Here is a 16,332-nt window from a genome sequence, read left to right on the forward strand (position 1 = left end):
TTCACTTTCCGGCTCCTTCCCCGGCCAGTTGCCGGAGCGACGGGTAATCGGTCTTGCCATTGGACAGCAGTGGCAGGGCCTGCAGATGGATACAGCGCACCAATCCGCCAAACAGTTTGTAGCGCGCCTGTACCAAGCGGCGGACCTCCTCCTGCGGCGCGGCGTCGCCCCCGTGGCTGAATACCACCAGGTCGTCATCGCTGCCGGAGCAGGCGATCTGCCGGCCCAGCGCCGCCGACAACATTGCTTCGACTTCGTCCAGGTTGACGCGGTTGCCGGAGATCTTCAGGAAGCGCTTGGCACGGCCGGTGATGTAGTGGAAGCCGTCGGCGTCGACCCGGGCCAGGTCGCCGGTGCGCAGCACGCCGTGCTGTTCATCGGCAGCGGCCAGTTCGCCGCGCGAAGTGGCATAGCCCATCATCACGTTGGGACCCTCGTACACCAGCTCGCCGCTGTCGCCGTCGATGCGCATGCGCCCGCCGGGAATCGGGATGCCGATGCTGCCGACCTTGTCCAGCAGGCGGTCCGGTGGCACGTAGCTGATCCGCGGGGAGGCCTCGGTCTGCCCGTACATCACGAAGAATCGCAGGCCGTGGTCGCGGGCGGACTCGGCGAAATGCCGCACCAGTTCGTCGCGCAGTCGCCCGCCGGCCTGGGTCAGCATGCGCAGGCTCGGCAGCTGCAGTCGCGCCAGGCCCATGCGCCGCAGGATTTCGTAGGTGGCCGGCACCCCGAGAGCGAGGTGACGGCGTTGCCACGCGCGGCTTCCCAGAACTCGCGCGTCATCAGGCTGTCCTCGCTGAGCACCACGCAGCCGCCGCATGCGAGGTGGCTGTTGAGGATCGACATGCCGAAGGAGTAGGCCAGCGGCAAGGTGGTGATGGCGCGGTCGTCGGCGCTCAGGCCGAGGTAGGCGACGATCGAGGCGGCGTTGCTGGCCAGCCCCTGTGCGGACAGCCGTACCAGCTTCGACGAGCCGGTGCTGCCGGATGTGCTCAACAACACGGCCAGGTCCGGGTGCGGCGCGGCGGCGGCGGTGTCTGCGTCGCGGATATGGAGGCACAGGCGCTGGCCGGCATGCACGGTCGTGTAGCCATACGGGGCCGGGCCGGGCAATGCGAGCCACTCGGGCGCGTAACGCGCGACCAGCGCCGCCAGCAGTTCCGGATCGGTATCTGCCTGCACCAGCAACGGAACCTGGCGCCCGCTGCGCAGCGCACCCAGGTACATTGCCACGGCCTCGGTCGTGCTGGGCATCGCCAGAATGCCCATGCCGCGGCCGGGCGGGAGCAGGCTGGCCAGGTCGTCGGCCAGTCCGGCCAGCTCACGGTAACTGAGGGTGCGCGCCCCTTCGACCAGGGCCGTGCGTTCTCCGTGGGGCAACTGCCAGAAGCGCACTCAGACCACCATCTGCCCGTCGATGCCGATGATCTGGCCAGTGACGTAGGTCGATTGATCGCCGAGCAGGAACGCGACCAGTTCCGCCACCTCCTGCGGTGTGCCGGCGCGGCCCATGCCGATCGACGCCACGCGCCGGGCATGGGCGGCTTCGGCCATGGTGCGGGTCATGTCGGTGTCGATGAACCCGGGCGAAACCGCGTTGACGCGGATCCCCTTGGCGGCCAGTTCCTTGGCGGCCGAACGCGTCGCCCCGACCAGGGCGGCCTTGCTGGCGGCATAGAGGCTCAGGCCCGCGGCGCCGTTGACGCCCATGATCGACACCAGGTTGACGATGCTGCCGCGCTGCGTACGCGACATCAGCCGCGCCGCGTACTGCATCGCCATCAGTGGTGCCTTCACGTTTACCGCCAGCACGCGGTCGATATCGTCGGCGCGGATCATGCCGAGCAGGCCTTCGTGCAAGACGCCGGCATTGTTGACCAGGCCGTCGAGGCGGGCGAAACGGCTGAACACCTGCTTGAACAGCCCCGCCACCGCGTCGGCGTCGGCCAGGTCGAGCGCTGCGCTCATGGGCTCCGGCGCGCCGTGGGCGGCCAGCTCCGTCGCCAGCGTCTGCAGCGCTTCGCCATCGCGCGCCACCATCACCAGCTGCGCGCCCTGTGCCGCGAGCCGTTCGCAGATGGCCCTGCCTATGCCGCGCGAAGCGCCGGTGACCAGGGTGACGGGGGCATCGGCGGTACCCATCGTCAGAGCGCGGCGCCGTGCTTGCGCAGGATCTCGCGCGCTTTCCCGACCGAGCTCATGTCGATCACGTCGTCCATGTCGATCATCACGCCGAAGGCCTCTTCCAGCGCGGCGACCACCGACATGTGGGCGATCGAATCCCACTGCGGGATGGTGTTGTAGCGCAGCTCGTCGGTGACCCGGGCGGCATCGATGCCCAGCACGCGGGCGAAAACGGCGACGACCTGGTCTTCGTGGGAGGGGTTGTTCATAGGAATTTCCGGAAACCAGTGAGGGAAGTGTTGAACTGGAAGCCAAGCCGCGCATACAGGTTGATGATGCCGGTGTTGGCGGCAGACACCAGCGTGGTGCAGCGCTGGACATCGCGCGCGGCCAGTGATTCGAGCGCCGTTACCCAAAGCGGCATCGCAAGCATCGCATAGGGGGCTGCCGCGCCCGTGAGCAGCAGTTCGGCGCGATGCTCGCTGGCGTGCACGCGTTCGGCGTGGAAGCCGATGACGCGGCCGCGCGACTCGGCGGTGTAGGCGAGGCCGCCGTTGACCAGGTCTTCGATCCAGTTGGCGGTGCGTTGCCGCGCGTGCGCCGGGTCGATCGCCGGATCCTCGAGGAAGCGGCCATGGCCGAAATCGTCGTGGGCGATGCCGCGCAGCAGCGGGATGTCGTCGGCGACGGCGGGGCGCAACGTCGGCAGCATGCCGCGCGGAACCGGCGGCAGGTTGCCCATGCCACTGCGCGAGACCGTCAATGACGTTTCCACGAACTGGAAGTCACCCGCGAGCAACACGCCGCGCAGCAGATGCGCATTGCCATCGACGCGGCCGAACAGGTAGCGCACGCCCAGGTCATGGGCCCATTGTTCCGCCTGGGCGAGCAGACGCGACGCACTATGGGCGCTGCGCGCCTCGAAGCTGGTGATCTCGGCGGTGGCAAAGCCCAGTGCACGCTCGTCCCATGGGGTCAGCCGCGCCTGCAGGCATGCGTCCTCGTGCCGGAGTGAAAGCTCAGTCACGCCCGGTCTCCGCGGTGGTATCGGCGACGATGTAATAGGGTCGCCGCTGCACGTTGCGGAACACCTGGCCGACATACAGCCCGACCACCCCCATGGAGAACATCATCAGGCCACCGATCAGCCAGATGGCGGCGATGATGGAGGTGTATCCCGCCACCTGGATGTCGCCGTCCCACCAGCGCAGCACGCTGATGGCCACCATCACGAAGGCGACCAGCGCGCAGAATATGCCCGTGCCGGCCACCATGCGCAGCGGTTTTTCGGAATAGCCCAGCGCGATGTTCATGGCCAGTCGCAGCAGCCGGCGCAGGGTGTAGGACGACTCGCCCTGCGCGCGCTGCTGGTGGCGGACGGGCAGCTTGGCGGTGCGGAAGCCGGCCCACTTCACCATCAACGGGAACGAACGGTCGCGCTCGGGCATCGTGCAGACCGCATCGATCACCTTGCGGTGGAAAATGCCGAAATTGGCGGTGGATGGATCCTGTGGCACGCCCGTGAGCCAGCCCAGCGTGGCGAAGAAGCCCCACGACGACAGCCGCTTGAGCGGCGTGTCCTGGCGTTCCACGCGCTGCGCGAACACGACTTCGTAGTTCTCTTCCAGCGCCTTGCGGTACAGCCGCGGGATTTCCGCCGGCACGTCCTGCAGGTCGCAGTCCATCACCACGGTCCAGTGTCCGCGTGCATGCTCGATGCCGGCGGAGATGGCCGAATGCTGGCCGAAGTTGCGCGACAACCGCAGACCGGTGAGCCATGTCCTGGTGGCCGCCAGTTCCTGGATGCGCCGCCAGGCGCCATCCGGGCTGGCGTCGTCGACCAGGATCAGCTCGAACGCGATATCCATGCCTCCCACCGCCGCCTGGACCTGGTCGGCCAGTTCCTCCAGGCAGCCCACGCAGCCATAGACGGGAACCACGACCGACAGTTCGATTGGCGGCGTGATGGGGACTGGGGCAGCGGTCATGGAATATAAGGCCTCGGCGCCATCTATCAGGGAGGTCGGACCTGGGGGCGCGATGCCCTCGTCCGTGCGCAGACGGACCCAGCGACGCGAAAGTATAGGCGCCCGCGCGATCCGACGGCATGACGGTGGCGGCAACCGCTTCCGGTTGCCGCCACGCGCGGCGTCAGAGCGCCGCTTCCAGCTCCGGCAGGAGGGTGAACAGGTCGCCCACCAGGCCGATGTCGGCCACTTCGAAGATCGGCGCGTCGCCGTCCTTGTTGATCGCCACGATGGTGCCGGCATCCTTGATGCCGGTCAGGTGCTGGATCGCGCCGGAGATGCCCACGGCGATGTACAGCTCGGGAGCGATGATCTTGCCGGTCTGGCCGACCTGCATGTCGCTGGGCACGTAGCCGGCATCGACCGCGGCACGCGAGGCACCGACGGCGGCACCGAGCTTGTCGGCCAGCTGGTAGATGACCTTGAAGTTCTCTTCCGAACCCACGCCGCGGCCACCGGATACCACGCGCTTGGCGCTCTGCAGGTCCGGGCGGTCGCTCTTGCCGGCAGCCAGGCCGACGAAACGGGTGTGCGCGGGCAGCGCGACATCGACGCTGATCGCTTCGACCGGCGCGCTGTTGCCCCGCGCCGCTTCCGGCCACGAGGCGGCGCGCACGGTGGCCACGACCACCTGGTCGGCCGGCACCTCGACGGTGATGATGGCGTTGCCGGCGTAGATCGGGCGCTTGAAGGTATGCGGGCCGTCGACGGCCATCAGGTCCGAAACCTGGTTGACACCCAGCAAGGCGGCCACGGCCGGCATCAGGTCCTTGCCGGTGGTGGTGGACGGGCCGAGCACGTGGCTGTAGCCGGCGGCGGCCTTGGCGATCTGCGGGGCCTGGACCTGGGCCACGGCGTGTTCGTTGGCCGGGTTGGCGAGGGTAAGCACCTTGCCGACGCCGGCGATCTGCGCGGCTTCGGCGGCGATGGCGGCCGGATCGGCGGCCAGTACCAGCACGTCGATGTCGCCGCCGATGGCGGCCGCGGCCGACACGGTCTTGGCGACGGCGCTGTTGAGCTTGCCGTCCAGGTGTTCGGCGATCACAAGAATTTTAGACATCGGAACTTCCTTCAAATGGGGCGCAAGGCTTCGGCATTGGAAAGTCCGGCCACGGATGGCCGGGCTCTTGATCAGGGATGATCACAAGAGCCCCTTCTGCTTGAGTGCGGCCACCAGTTCGGCGGCATCCTTCACCATCACGCCCTTGCTGCGCTTGGCCGGGGCGGCGTAATGGGTGGTCTTGAACGTATCGGCGGCTTCGACGCCCAGGTCGGCCAACTGCAGGGTCTCCAGCGGCTTGGCCTTGGCTTTCATGATGTCCGGCAGCTTGATGAAGCGCGGCTCGTTCAGGCGCAGGTCGGTGGTGATCACCGCCGGCAGGTCCACTTCCAGCGTTTCCAGGCCGGCGTCGACTTCACGGGTAACCGTGGCCTTGCCGTCGGCGATCTCCACCTTGGAGGCAAAGGTGGCCTGCGGGCGCGCCCACAGCGTGGCCAGCATCTGCCCGGTCTGGTTGGCGTCGTCGTCGATGGCCTGCTTGCCGAGAATGACCAGGTCCGGCTGTTCCTTTTCCACCAGCTTGAGCAGGGTGCGGGCGGCGGTCAGCGGCTGGATCGCCTGGTCGGTGACCACGTGGATGGCGCGGTTGGCGCCCATGGCCAGGCCGTTGCGCAGGTGCGCCTGGGCGTCGGCCGGGGCGATGGTGGCCACCACCACTTCGCTGGCGATGCCCTTGTCACGCAGGCGCAGGGCTTCTTCCAGCGCGATTTCGTCGAACGGGTTGGGCGAAAGCTTGACGCCGTCGGTGACCACGCCGGAACCATCCGGCTTGACCTGAATGCGGACGTTGTAGTCCACCACGCGCTTGTACGCGACGAGGATTTTCATGTGCTGCGGGATCCTTCGGTTGCAGGGGGCCGGCGCCAGTGCCGGACAGATGAGGGCCCGATTCTAGCGGCTGGGGGAGTCCCGTGCGAATGCGTATGGATGTGTGTCCACGCCGGGACGCCGGCGGCGGCTGCCAACGTGACCGGTGCCGCACGTTTCAGTGGCGGCAAGGCAGCAGGGGTGGGGCTGCCTGTATCCTGTGCCGCCTGGAGCAAGCTTCGGATCGCGGGGATCCGGGCGAATGGACGTCACAGGAGACAAGAATAGTGCCCACCTGGCTAGTGACCGGCGGTGCCGGCTTCATCGGCGGCAATTTCGTGCTGGAGGCGGTCGCCCGCGGCATCAAGGTCGTCAACCTCGATGCCCTCACCTACGCGGGAAACCTGCGCACCCTGGCGAGCCTGGAAGGCAACCCGGCCCATGTTTTCGTCCAGGGCGACATCGGTGACCGCGCCCTGGTCGAGCGCCTGCTGGCCGAGCACCGGCCCGACGCGGTGCTGAACTTCGCCGCCGAGAGCCATGTCGACCGCTCGATCGACGGCCCCGGCGCCTTCATCCAGACCAACGTGGTCGGCACCCTGGGCCTGCTCGAAGCGGTGCGCGACTACTGGAAGGGGCTCCCGGCCACCGAGGCCGAGGCGTTCCGGTTCCTGCACGTGTCCACCGACGAGGTCTACGGCACGCTGGGCGAGACCGGCAAGTTCACCGAGACCACCCCGTATGCGCCGAATTCGCCGTACTCGGCGTCCAAGGCCGCCTCGGACCACCTGGTGCGCGCGTTCCACCACACCTACGGGCTGCCGGTGCTGACCACCAATTGTTCCAACAACTACGGCCCGTACCACTTCCCGGAAAAGCTCATCCCGCTGGTGATCGCCAAGGCGCTGGCCGGCGAGCCGCTGCCGGTGTACGGCGACGGCAAGCAGGTGCGCGACTGGCTGTTCGTCACCGACCACTGCGAAGCGATCCGCACGGTACTGGCCAAGGGCAGGGTGGGCGAGACCTACAACGTCGGCGGCAACTCGGAGAAGCAGAACATCGAAGTGGTGCAGGCGATCTGCGCACTGCTCGATGCGCGCCGCCCGCGCGAGGACGGCAAGCCGCGCAGCAGCCAGATCACCTACGTGGCCGACCGCCCGGGCCACGACCGCCGCTACGCCATCGATGCGTCCAAGCTGAAGGACGAACTGGGCTGGGAGCCGACCTACACTTTCGAACAGGGCATCGCCTTCACCGTGGACTGGTACCTGGACAACCAGGCGTGGGTCAACGGCGTGCTCGACGGCAGCTACCGCCTGCAGCGCATCGGCACCGCCGCCTGACACCGGAGACGACATGACCCAACGCAAAGGCATCATCCTCGCCGGCGGTTCCGGCACGCGCCTGTATCCGATCACCAAGGGCGTCAGCAAGCAGCTGCTGCCGGTGTACGACAAGCCGATGATCTACTACCCGCTGAGCGTGTTGATGATGGCCGGCATCCGCGAGGTGCTGATCATCAACACCCCGCACGAGCAGGCGTTGTTCCAGGCATTGCTGGGCGACGGCTCGCAGTGGGGCATGGACATCCGCTACGCGGTGCAGCCGAGCCCCGACGGGCTGGCGCAGGCCTACCTGATCGGCCGCGATTTCGTCGGCGGCAAGCCGAGCTGCCTGGTGCTGGGCGACAACATCTTCCACGGCCACGGCCTGCGCCAGCTGCTGCGCAGCGCCGATGCGCGCGAGGCCGGGGCGACCGTGTTCGGTTACTGGGTCAATGACCCGGAGCGTTATGGCGTGGCCGAGTTCGATCGCGACGGCAAGGTCGTCGGCCTGGTCGAGAAGCCGCAGAACCCGCGCTCCAACTACGCGGTCACCGGGCTTTATTTCTATGACGGCAATGCCAGCGACTACGCGGCCGCGCTCAGGCCCTCGCCGCGCGGGGAGCTGGAGATCACCGACCTGAACAAGTGCTACCTGGACGCGGGCACGCTGTACCTGGAGCAGCTCGGGCGTGGCTATGCCTGGCTCGACACCGGCACCCACCAGTCGCTGCTGGAGGCGTCCAACTTCATCGAGACCATCCAGACCCGGCAGGGCCTGCAGGTCTGCTGCCCCGAGGAAATCGCCTATGGGCAGGGCTGGATCGGCGCGGCCGAACTGGAGGCGCTGGCCGCGCCGCTGCTCAAGAACGGCTATGGCCAGTACCTGCAGAAGCTGCTGCAGCGCGGGGTGGTGCCATGAAGGTCATCGAGACCGCACTGCCGGGCTGCGTGGTGATCGAGCCCGCCGTGTTCGGCGACGCCCGCGGCATGTTCTTCGAGACCTGGAACGCCGAGCGCTTCGCCGCGCACGGGCTGCCCACCAAGTTCGTGCAGAGCAACGTTTCCACCTCGGTCAAGGGCGTGCTGCGCGGCCTGCATTACCAGTGGCCGCGGCCGCAGGGCAAGCTGGTCAGCGTGCTCGAGGGCGAGGTCTATGACGTGGCGGTGGACATCCGCCGCGGCTCGCCGACCTTCGGGCGCTGGGAAGCGGTGCTGCTCAGCGCCGACAACCATCGCCAGTTCTGGATCCCGAAGGCTTCGCGCATGGCTTTGCGGTGCTGTCCGAGCGCGCCGTGTTCAGCTATCTGTGCACCGACGTCTACGTCAGGGAAGCCGACGCCGGCGTGCGCTGGAACGATGCCGGTATCGCCGTCGACTGGCCGGTCAGCGCGCCGACGCTGTCGGCCAAGGATGAAGCGGCGCCGTTCCTGGCGGATATCCCCGAGGACCGGCTGCCGGTGTACCAGCCATGACGATCCTGGTGTTCGGCGGCAACGGCCAGGTCGGCCGCGAACTGCTGCGCGCGCTGGCGCCGCTGGGCACGGTGGTCGCCACCACCCGCAGCGGCACGCTGGCTGACGGCAGCGCCTGCGAAGTGGCCGATTTCGACCGGCCCGACAGCCTGCCGGCGCTGCTGGACCGGCTGCGGCCGGCGCTGGTGGTCAATGCCGCGGCCTATACCGCGGTGGATCGTGCCGAACAGGAGCCGGAGGCCGCGTTCCGCGCCAACGCGCAGGCCCCGGGCGTGATCGCGCGCTGGTGCGCCGCGCAAGGCGTGCCGCTGGTGCATTACTCGACCGATTACGTGTTCGACGGGCAGGGCCGCGCGCCTTACCGCGAGGACGCGCCGACCGCACCGCTGGGGGTCTACGGCACCAGCAAGCGCGATGGCGAGGACGCGGTGCGCGCCGCCGGCGGGCGCCACCTGATCTTCCGCACCGCATGGGTGTATGCCGCGCATGGCGGCAATTTCCTGCGCACCATGCTGCGCCTGGGCGCCGAGCGCGACGAACTGCGCGTGGTCGCCGACCAGATCGGCACGCCGACCCCGGCTGCCCTGATCGCCGACGTCACCGCGCACGCGTTGCGGCATCCGGGCGGCCTGTCCGGCACCTGGCACCTGACCGCATCGGGGCAGACCAGCTGGCACGGTTTCGCCGAGGCGCTCTTTGCCGAAGCGCTGGTCGCCGGCGTGCTGGCGAAAGCGCCGCTGGTGGAAGCCATCCCCAGTTCGCAGTACCCGACGCCGGCCAGGCGCCCGGCCTGGTCGGTGCTGGACAACCGCCGGCTGCAGCAGGATTTCGGCATCGTGCTGCCGGCCTGGCAGGACGGGCTGAAGCGGGTGATGGCGGAGATCGCTGCGGCCTGACCTGGGTCGCGGCGAATACAGGCCGGAAGCCCGGCCACCGGCCGGGCTTCCAGTCAGCGCCAGGGCGCCTCAGCTGCGCCCGTAGGTATCTTCGAAGCGCACGATGTCGTCCTCGCCGAGATAGCTGCCGGACTGCACCTCGATCAGTTCCAGCGGCAGCTTGCCGGGATTGCGCAGCCGGTGCGTGACTCCCAGCGGGATATAAGTGCTCTGGTTCTCGCCGAGCAGCAGCACCTCGTCGCCGCGGGTGACCTCGGCCGTGCCGCTGACCACCACCCAGTGCTCGGCGCGGTGGTGGTGCATCTGCAGGCTCAGGGTGCCACCGGGCTTGACCGTGATGCGCTTGACCTGGAACCGCTCGCCGTTGTCGATGGAGTCGTAGGCGCCCCACGGGCGGTAGACCTTGCGGTGCCAGGTGGCCTCGCTGCGGCCGTCGGCCTTCAGTCGCGCCACCACGTCTTTGACCTCCTGCATGCGGTCGGCCTTGCCGACCAGCACCGCGTCATCGGTCTGCACCACGATCACGTCATCCAGGCCTACCAGCGCCACCAGCCGTTCGCTGTAGGCGTAGGTGTTGCGGCAATCGATGGCGATCACATCGCCGCGGTGGGCGTTGCCGTTGCCGTCCTGGGTGGAAACGTCACGCAGTGCGGTCCACGAACCGACGTCGTTCCAGCCCGCGTCCAGCGCCACCACCACTGCATCGGCGGTCTTTTCCATCACCGCGTAGTCGATCGAGTCCGACGGCACCGCCGCGAACGCGTCGGCATCGAGTCGGGTGAAGTCGGTATCGCGGCGCGCGCTTTCCCAGGCGGTACGGCTGCGCTCGAGCATGGCCGGATTGAAACGGGCCAGTTCTTCCAGGTAGCGCGAGGCGCGGAACAGGAACATGCCGCTGTTCCACAGGTACTGGCCGCTGGCGACATAGCCGGTGGCGGTGTCCAGGTCGGGCTTCTCGACGAAGCGCTCGACCGGGCGGGCGCCGTCACCGGGTGCGGCCTTGATGTAGCCGTAGCCGGTTTCCGGGCCGGTCGGGACGATGCCGAAGGTCACCAGCTTGCCGGCTTCGGCGGCGGTCGCGGCCTGGCGCACGGCGGCGTGGAAGGCGGCCTCGTCGGCGATCACATGGTCCGACGGCAGCACCAGCAGCAGCGGGTCATCGCCCTGGCGCGTGGCTTCCAGCGCGGCCACCGCGATCGCCGGCGCGGTATTGCGTCCCACCGGCTCGAGGATGATCGCCTGCGGCTCGGCGCCGACCTGCTGCAGCTGCTCGGCGGCGACGAAGCGATGCGCCTCGTTGGCGATCACCAGCGGCCCGCGAGCGGCGATGTCCGCGACCCGTCGCCAGGTGGCCTGCAGCATGGTCTGCTCGCCGGCCAGTGGCAGGAATTGCTTGGGATAGGCCTCGCGCGAGAGCGGCCACAGGCGGGTGCCGGAGCCGCCGGACAGGATGACGGGCGTGATGTTGCTCATGCTGGACCCTCAGGCCGAAAGCAGGGTGGAAATCTCGTCGGTGCGCGCCTGCAGCAGCGCCGCGTCGCCGCGCGTCTCGACATTGAGCCGCAGCAGCGGTTCGGTGTTGGAACTGCGCAGGTTGAAGCGCCAGTCGCCGAAATCGGCGCTGACGCCGTCGGTGTGGTCCAAGGTGGGCGACTGCGCGGCGAAGTGGCGGATCACGCGTTCGACCGCGGCCTTGGCATCGGCCACCTTGAAATTGATCTCGCCGCTGCACGGATACGCGGCCATGCGGTCCTCGACCAGTTCGGCCAGCGACTGGCCGCTGGTGGACACCAGCTGCGCGATCAGCAGCCACGGGATCATGCCCGAATCGGCATAGGCGAATTCGCGGAAATAGTGGTGCGCGCTCATCTCGCCGCCGTAGACGGCGTTCTCCGCGCGCATCTTTTCCTTGATGAAGGCGTGCCCGCTCTTGCACAGCACCGGCACGCCGCCGGCCGCCTCCACCATCTCCACCGTGTTCCACACCAGGCGTGGGTCATGCACGACCTTGCCGCCGGGATTGCGCGCCAGGATCGCCTTGGCGAGCAGGCCCACCAGGTAGTAACCCTCGATGAAGCGGCCGTTGTGGTCGAAGAAGAAGCAGCGGTCGAAGTCGCCGTCCCAGGCGATCCCAAAATCGGCGCCGTGCGCGCGCACCGCGTCCGCGGTGGCGGCGCGGTTCTCCGGCAGCAGCGGATTGGGGATGCCGTTGGGGAAGCTGCCATCGGGTTCGTGGCAGATGCGCACGAATTCCAGCGGCAGGTGCGGGGCAAGCAGGTCGATGATCGCGCCGGCGCCGCCGTTGCCGGCATTGACCACCACTTTCAGCGGCCGCAACGTGGGCACGTCCACATAGGACAGCAGGTGGGCGATGTAGGCGCCCTTGTCGTGCCGCTGCACCTGGCCGGCGCGCGGCGGCTGCGCCGGCGCGTCATCCGCGGCCACCGCGTCGGAAATGGCGAACAGGCCGGTGTCCGAGCTGATCGGCCGCGCCTGCGCCTTGACCAGCTTCATGCCGTTGTAGTCCATCGGGTTGTGGCTGGCGGTGACCATGACCCCGCCGGCCGCGCCCAGGTGGTCGGTCTGGAAGTAGACCTCCTCGGTGCCGCACAGGCCGATGTCGATCACCTCGCGGCCCTCGCCGCGCAGCCCGGCGGCCAGGGCCTCCTGCAGGCCGGGGCTGGTCAGGCGCACGTCGTGGCCGAGCACCACCGGACCGTCGTCGAGGCGGGCCGCCAAGGCCTTGCCGATCCTGCGCGCGAGGTCCTCGTTGAGTTCCTCGGGCACGCGGCCGCGGATGTCGTAGGCCTTGAACGCGGGTAGTGGCATGCGGGCAACCTGTCGAAACGTGGAAAGACGCCCAGTTTAGTCGCTTGGCGGTGAGCGGGCCGTTCGCGGCTGGACGAAGGTCCAAGAGGGCCGCTGCCCGACTGCGGCTAGAATGCCGCCATCCTTATGACTGTGGGCATGATGCGATGAGCGATCCTTCAACCCTGGACGGGCGGCGCGGCAAGGTGGTGGCCAGCGCGGCCCAGGCGCTGGACGGCGTGGTCGCCGACGGCCAGACCCTGGCGGTCGGCGGCTTCGGCCTGTGCGGCATTCCCGAAGCGCTGATCGCGGCGCTGCGCGATTCCGGCGTGACCGGCCTGACCGTGATCTCCAACAATGCCGGCGTCGATGGCTTCGGCCTCGGCCAGCTGCTGGAAACCCGCCAGATCCGCAAGATGATTTCGTCCTACGTGGGCGAAAACAAGGAGTTCGAGCGGCAGTTCCTGGCCGGCGAGCTGGAGCTGGAGTTCAACCCGCAGGGCACCCTGGCCGAGCGCCTGCGCGCCGGCGGCGCGGGCATCCCGGCGTTCTTCACCGCCACCGGCTACGGCACCGTGGTGGCCGAAGGCAAGGAAACCCGCGAGTTCGACGGCAAGCATTACGTGATGGAGACCGCGCTCAAGGCGGACGTCTCGCTGGTCAAGGCATGGAAGGCCGACGCGGCCGGCAACCTGGTGTTCCGCAAGACCGCGCGCAACTTCAATCCGGCCTGCGCCATGGCCGGCAAGGTCTGCGTGGTGGAAGTGGAGGAGATCGTGCCGGTGGGCGCCATCGACCCCGACCAGGTGCACCTGCCGGGCATCTATGTCGACCGCATCGTGTTGAACGCGACGCCGGAAAAGCGCATCGAACAGCGCACCGTGCGTCAGGAGGAGAACTGAGATGGCCTGGACCCGTGACGAGATGGCGCAGCGCGCCGCGCGCGAGCTGACCGATGGCGCCTACGTGAACCTGGGCATCGGCCTGCCGACGCTGGTGGCCAACCACATCCCGAGGGCATGGACGTGTGGCTGCAGTCGGAGAACGGGCTGCTGGGCATCGGCCCGTTCCCGACCGACGCCGAAGTCGATGCCGACCTGATCAACGCCGGCAAGCAGACCGTGACCGCCCGCGCCGGCGCCAGCTATTTCGGCAGCCACGATTCGTTCGCGATGATCCGCGGCGGCCATATCAACCTGGCCATCCTCGGCGCGATGCAGGTCACCGCCAAGGGCGACCTGGCCAACTGGATGGTGCCCGGCAAGATGGTCAAGGGCATGGGCGGCGCGATGGACCTGGTGGCCGGCGTGCAGCGCGTGGTGGTGCTGATGGAGCACACCGCAAAGAACGGCGAGCACAAGATCCTGCCCGAGTGCACGCTGCCGCTGACCGGCGTGGGCGTGGTCGACCGCATCATCACCGACCTGGCCGTGTTCGATGTCACCGATGACGGCCTGGTGCTGGTGGAAGCCGCCCCGGGCGTGGACATGGACACGCTGAAGGCGCGCACCGGCGTGCCGTTCGCGCACGCCTGAAGCAAGTCGCGGGGCCGCATCGCGGCCCCGCCTGCTCACCGGCGCCGCGCGTAGGCGTAAGGCGCAGACGCGTCCGCCGACAGCCCCAGCAGCTCGGCGGCGGTGGCCTGCCGGAAGCCGGCTTCGCGCGCAGCCAGGGCGAATACCCGCTCGATCGCATGCGCCAGGGTGCCATCCACCTGGCCCACCTCGGCCTCGAACTGCGACGGCTGCAGGTGCCCGTCCAGCAGCGGGCGCAGCGCCGGCAGGCGTGCCCAGAACATGCTCCCGGCAATGAATGTGTCGTGTTCGAGGTCCGGCTGCGCGATGCCCAGGCGGCTGAGCAGGACACGCACGTTGCGCTCGTTGGCGCCCCAGTAGAAATGCAGCGGCTGGACGTGGCCTTCCGGCGCGACCAGCCCCAGTCCGGGCTCCGCGGCGAAGGCCTGCGCGATCGCCGCCGCCCTGTCCGGGGCCAGCAGGCGCGCGACCAGCTCGTTGCGCCACTGCTCGCCGTCCACGCGATGCGTGGAGCGCTTGGTATGCAGCTTGAGCACCAGGTCCTCGCCCTCGTCCAGCAGGCGCCCGGCGACGTGCAGGAACGGCAGGATGTCGCGGCCGTGGTTGGCGAACGCATGCACCTCTGCCTGCAGCCCGCGCGCACGCGCGATGCGCTCGACCTCGTCCCGTCGCTCCGGCGACGTGGTGACCACGATCCGCCATGCCAGCCCGCTGTGCTGCAGCGCCTGCAGCAATTCGTCGAAGACGTCCGGGTACCAGGCGTGGATGACCGCGCACGGGCGTGCGGCGGCCGGCCGTGCCGGCAGCGGCGCCAGCGCCTGCCGGGTGGCGTCCAGCCAGGCATGGCCCAGCCGCGCGTCGGGTTCCAGGACCGCCCCCTCGGCCCATTCGTTCCAGGCGTTGATGAATACCAGGCGCCGCCCGGCGGGGACCGCCGCCAGCCGTTCGTGCACGGTCGCGTGCAGCCAGTCGCGATAACCGCGCGGCGAGGCATGCAGGAAGATGCGGCCGCCGCCGGGACGCCGCGGTTCGTTGTCCCAGCCGGGGTTCACCCCGGGATACAGCGTGTAGCCGGGCAGCGGCCGTGCCGCCGCCTCGCGCGCTAGTTCACGCCAGTCGCGTACATCGCCGACGAAGTCCGGGTTGATCAGCCATTGTTCCGTGGCCAGCGAGCGCGGGTTGCTCATGTTCGGCGGGAACTCGACGGCCGCGTCGAAGCCGATGTCCCGCGGGTCGGGGCGTTCGAAGCCCTGTACGTAGGCCAGGTGCAGCTCGCCGACGCCGTTGTCGCGGCACCACTGGCGCCAGCGCTGCGCGGTGGCGCGCGGGTCGGGCAGCAGGTGCGGGCGGTAGACCAGCAGCATCGGCCGGCCGTCGACCTTCAGCGCGCGGCGGTCGCGCAGGTAAGGGGCGACGTGGGCGATGAAGGCCAGGTCGTCCGCGGCGCTGTGCTGCTGTCCGATCAGGATCTCGCCGTCGCGCCCGTCCCAGCGCCGGGTCCAGTTCTCGTTGGCCCAGCACAGGCAGAACGGCAGGTCGATGCCATCGTCGGCCAGCCACTGCCGCAGCGGATCCTCCATCAGGGTGCGACCGCTGAACCAGTAGTAGTAGAAGCAGAACGCGCCGATGCCGTACTCGGCGGCCAGGCGCGCCTGGTCGCGCATCACCTGCGGGTTGCGCAGGTCGTAGAAGCCCAGATCCGCAGGCAGCCGCGGCTGCGCATGGCCTTCGAACTGCGGCAGTGCGCGGGTGACGTTGCGCCATTCGGTGAAGCCCTTGCCCCACCAGGCGTCGTTCTCGGCGAACGCATGGAACTGCGGCAGGTAGAACGCCACCAGCGTGGCGGGCAGGGGCTGGGCAGGGCTGCCCGGGTGTAGGGCACATGGCCGATCGCCGGTTCATCGGCGCGGTGCAGGGGCCGGACGATGCGCGCCGCGGTTCCCGCTTCGGGCGCATGCCCGCGCGGCGGCGGCGGCAGCAGCCCGCCGAAGCGCTCCAGCAGGCGGTTGCGCCACCTGTCGCGGCGGGCGTCGGAGATAGGAAGGGCGCGGAACGCCTGTCGCAGCAGCTGGTGAAGCGCCTGGTGCAGGGAGGGGAAAGGCATCGATCGAGGCATCGCCGGCGACGGGAACGGGGCGCGGTGGTCCGGGAGCGCAGCGCATGCCGGCCCCCACCGCCGTCGTGGATTCTAGGCCAATGCGCCATCGGCCCGCCGCCACGCCACTCCGGCGCACCCGCCAGCCGCTGCCATCGGCGCATCGCCTACAATCCGCGT

Annotated in this window: 12 protein-coding genes and 4 pseudogenes; 6 read left to right on the forward strand and 10 right to left on the reverse strand. The window is 68.9% G+C overall.

Annotated features, from left to right (window positions below; translation table 11 throughout):
* Position 1: 1 nt before the first annotated feature.
* The 7 genes and pseudogenes from B1L07_02560 to B1L07_02590 all read right to left on the reverse strand — a co-directional run bounded on the left by B1L07_02560 (position 2) and on the right by B1L07_02590 (position 6,042).
* A pseudogene (locus tag B1L07_02560) lies at positions 2-1,398 on the reverse strand (hypothetical protein).
* The gene (locus B1L07_02565; protein ID AUZ54196.1) at positions 1,399-2,145 is read right to left on the reverse strand and encodes a 3-oxoacyl-ACP reductase; all 747 of its coding nucleotides are present in this window, start codon (positions 2,143-2,145) and stop codon (positions 1,399-1,401) included. It abuts the pseudogene before it with no gap.
* Between the two features lie 2 nt (positions 2,146-2,147).
* Positions 2,148-2,396: an acyl carrier protein gene (locus B1L07_02570; GenBank protein AUZ54197.1), complete on the reverse strand. Its 249-nt coding sequence runs from the start codon at positions 2,394-2,396 to the stop codon at positions 2,148-2,150.
* Entirely contained in the window at positions 2,393-3,154 is a 762-nt protein-coding gene (locus B1L07_02575; GenBank protein ID AUZ54198.1) for a hypothetical protein, read from the reverse strand. Before B1L07_02575 ends, B1L07_02570 begins: the two co-directional genes overlap by 4 nt.
* Positions 3,147-4,115, reverse strand: coding sequence for a glycosyltransferase (locus B1L07_02580; GenBank protein AUZ54199.1), 969 nt, complete (start codon positions 4,113-4,115; stop codon positions 3,147-3,149). Before B1L07_02580 ends, B1L07_02575 begins: the two co-directional genes overlap by 8 nt.
* Positions 4,116-4,278: 163 nt before the next feature.
* A complete protein-coding gene (locus tag B1L07_02585; GenBank protein ID AUZ56421.1) occupies positions 4,279-5,214 on the reverse strand; it encodes an electron transfer flavoprotein subunit alpha in 936 nt (311 codons plus the stop codon).
* Positions 5,215-5,295: 81 nt separating this feature from the next.
* The gene (locus B1L07_02590) at positions 5,296-6,042 is read right to left on the reverse strand and encodes an EtfB protein (GenBank protein AUZ54200.1); all 747 of its coding nucleotides are present in this window, start codon (positions 6,040-6,042) and stop codon (positions 5,296-5,298) included.
* Positions 6,043-6,308: 266 nt separating this feature from the next.
* Between B1L07_02590 and B1L07_02595 the strand changes: the two genes are divergently transcribed.
* The 4 genes and pseudogenes from B1L07_02595 (at position 6,309) to B1L07_02610 (ending at position 9,714) form a co-directional block, all read left to right on the forward strand.
* A complete protein-coding gene (locus B1L07_02595; protein AUZ54201.1) occupies positions 6,309-7,364 on the forward strand; it encodes a dTDP-glucose 4,6-dehydratase in 1,056 nt (351 codons plus the stop codon).
* 13 nt (positions 7,365-7,377) lie between these two features.
* Positions 7,378-8,265 carry a glucose-1-phosphate thymidylyltransferase gene (locus B1L07_02600; GenBank protein ID AUZ54202.1) on the forward strand — a complete coding sequence of 296 codons (888 nt, stop codon included), beginning with the start codon at positions 7,378-7,380 and terminating at the stop codon, positions 8,263-8,265.
* Positions 8,262-8,818 (forward strand): annotated as a pseudogene (locus B1L07_02605) (dTDP-4-dehydrorhamnose 3,5-epimerase). Before B1L07_02600 ends, B1L07_02605 begins: the two are co-directional and overlap by 4 nt.
* Positions 8,815-9,714, forward strand: coding sequence for a dTDP-4-dehydrorhamnose reductase (locus tag B1L07_02610; protein AUZ54203.1), 900 nt, complete (start codon positions 8,815-8,817; stop codon positions 9,712-9,714). Before B1L07_02605 ends, B1L07_02610 begins: the two are co-directional and overlap by 4 nt.
* 69 nt (positions 9,715-9,783) lie before the next feature.
* Here B1L07_02610 and B1L07_02615 read toward each other — a convergent pair whose 3' ends face one another.
* Positions 9,784-11,187: a mannose-1-phosphate guanylyltransferase/mannose-6-phosphate isomerase gene (locus B1L07_02615; protein AUZ54204.1), complete on the reverse strand. Its 1,404-nt coding sequence runs from the start codon at positions 11,185-11,187 to the stop codon at positions 9,784-9,786.
* Between the two features lie 9 nt (positions 11,188-11,196).
* Positions 11,197-12,543 (reverse strand): phosphomannomutase, encoded by a 1,347-nt coding sequence (locus B1L07_02620; GenBank protein AUZ54205.1) that lies wholly within the window; start codon positions 12,541-12,543, stop codon positions 11,197-11,199.
* A 146-nt stretch (positions 12,544-12,689) separates the two neighbouring features.
* Here B1L07_02620 and B1L07_02625 point away from each other — a divergent pair, with 146 nt between their 5' ends.
* Both B1L07_02625 and B1L07_02630 read left to right on the forward strand, forming a co-directional pair.
* Positions 12,690-13,424, forward strand: coding sequence for a succinyl-CoA--3-ketoacid-CoA transferase (locus B1L07_02625; GenBank protein ID AUZ54206.1), 735 nt, complete (start codon positions 12,690-12,692; stop codon positions 13,422-13,424).
* A 1-nt stretch (position 13,425) separates the two neighbouring features.
* Positions 13,426-14,057, forward strand: a pseudogene (locus B1L07_02630) (succinyl-CoA--3-ketoacid-CoA transferase).
* 35 nt (positions 14,058-14,092) lie between these two features.
* Here the strand turns inward: B1L07_02630 and B1L07_02635 are convergent.
* Positions 14,093-16,161, reverse strand: a pseudogene (locus tag B1L07_02635) (hypothetical protein).
* Positions 16,162-16,332 lie beyond the last annotated feature (171 nt).

This window comes from Stenotrophomonas acidaminiphila (genome assembly GCA_002951995.1).
Lineage (GTDB): Bacteria > Pseudomonadota > Gammaproteobacteria > Xanthomonadales > Xanthomonadaceae > Stenotrophomonas > Stenotrophomonas acidaminiphila_A.